This window comes from Flectobacillus sp. BAB-3569 (assembly GCF_002270355.1).
GTDB classification, from domain to species: domain Bacteria; phylum Bacteroidota; class Bacteroidia; order Cytophagales; family Spirosomataceae; genus Flectobacillus; species Flectobacillus roseus.
In genome coordinates, this window is record NZ_NJFZ01000079.1 from 1 (window position 1) to 2,075 (window position 2,075).

The 2,075-nt window shown below is 39.4% G+C and carries 2 protein-coding genes; both read left to right on the forward strand.

Annotated features, from left to right (window positions below; all coding sequences use genetic code 11):
- Positions 1–848: efflux RND transporter periplasmic adaptor subunit (locus tag BWI92_RS26430; RefSeq protein ID WP_141234952.1), on the forward strand; the 848-nt coding region annotated here is incomplete at its 5' end.
- 140 nt (positions 849–988) lie between these two features.
- A partial coding sequence (locus BWI92_RS26435) for an efflux RND transporter permease subunit (RefSeq protein WP_229363611.1) occupies positions 989–2,075 on the forward strand: 1,087 nt, incomplete at its 3' end.

Consider the following 2,075-nt stretch of genomic DNA (forward strand, 5'->3'; position numbering starts at 1 on the left):
TCAAACCAGAGATATATTCTGAACAAGTCAATGGAAGCAATGCAGCATTAAAAGTCGCTTTAGCAAATCAGGCAGTAGCTAGATTAGAAATCGATAAAATTGCTCCACTAGTAGCAGGTAAAGTTGTATCTGAAATCCAATTAAAGTCTGCCCAAGTTGCGTATGAATCAGCAACGGCACAGGTCGAGCAAGCAAAGGCTGCTCTGAGTTCATCGAGAATAAACTATAACTTCACTAGTATTAAAGCACCGGTAAGTGGGTACATTGGACGTATTCCAAGCAGGCTTGGTAGCTTGGTGGGACCAACAGATGCAATACCACTGACAACACTATCAGACATAAAAACAGTATATGTTTATTTCTCAATAAGTGAAGTAGAATTTCTTAGAATGAAAAGATCAGGATCTAATGGAGGGGTAGACAATAAAGTTGAGTTAATACTAGCTGATGGGTCTAGATATAATCAGATAGGAAAGGTGGAAGCTGCTAGTGGAAATATTGATAGAACAACAGGTAGTATTTCGATGAAAGCTATCTTTCCCAATCCTAATAAGCTCCTTAGATCAGGGGGAGCTTGCCAAATCATCATCAACCAACCAATAAAAAATATTATCAAAATTCCTAAAATCGCAACTAAGGATATCCAAGACAAAATATTCGTCTATAAGCTTGAAAATGGCTCAAAAGTAGGAATGACACCAGTGGAAGTAGATGGAGAGACTGTAGATAGCTACTTTATCAAGTCAGGTATTAAGGCTGGAGATAAGATCGCTGTAAACCGAATAGACATGCTGCAAATGGGGGTTGGTGTAATTCCCAAAATTATATCAATCGATTCGTTGAAATAATCAACACAAAAGACCATGCTGAAAAAAATTATAGATCGCCCTGTGTTGGCGACAGTAATCTCTTTGATTATCGTAATTCTGGGGGGCTCGGGCTAAGCCGTTTGGCCGTAACCAGATTCCCCGATATCGCACCTCCCACCGTGATGGTTTCGGGGGTATATCCCGGGGGTAATAGTGAAACTGTTATACGTTCTGTTGTAACTCCTCTTGAAGAACAGATCAATGGAGTAGAGAACATGCAATATGTTAGATCTACTGCTAGTAATGATGGATCTTTCTCAATATCAGTAATTTTCAAACAGGGTACAGACCCCGATCAAGCATCTGTCAACGTTCAGAACCGAGTACAGCAAGCAACACCAGTACTACCACAGGAAGTGATCAGGATGGGGATAACCACATCTAAGCAGCAGAATAGTATGATTATGATCTTTAACCTATATGCTGAAAAAGATCAGTACGATGAAAAATTTCTTCAAAATTACGCGAATATTAACCTTATACCATCTATTAAGCGAGTGTCTGGCGTAGGGCAGGCTATGGTTTTCGGAGCGAAAGACTACTCAATGCGAGTTTGGTTAGATCCGAGGAAAATGGCTAATTATGGTCTAGAACCAATCGACGTTACCAACGCAATTGCCGACCAAAGTTTAGAAGCAGCTCCAGGGAAGTTAGGAGTGGAATCCAACTCTGCTCTAGAATACGTAATTCGCTATAAAGGGAAGAAAAATAAGCCTCAACAATTTGAAAATATAGTCGTTAAGAATGATGGTGTAAACTTGATTCGCTTAAAGGATGTGTCCAAAATTGAGTTAGGATCCCTAACATACAGTGGTGACAATTTATCGAATGGTAAAAAAGCGGTTACGATTGCCATTATGCAAACCTCTGGATCAAATGCTAATGATATCGAAATTGGTGTAAATGAACAGATTGAAACACTTTCAAAGAGCTTTCCGCCTGGCATTGGGTACTATAAGCTAATGAGTACAAAGGATCGCTTGGATGAAGCAACAGGACAGGTAAAGCATACCTTAATAGAAGCATTTATCCTCGTTTTCATCGTTGTTCTACTTTTTCTACAAGATTTTCGTTCTACGATTATTCCAGCTATTGCGGTTCCAGTAGCAATTATAGGAACATTTTTCTTTTTGATGGTGTTAGGCTTTACGATTAATATCCTTACGCTTTTCGCATTGGTACTTGCCATTGGGATTGTTGTCGATG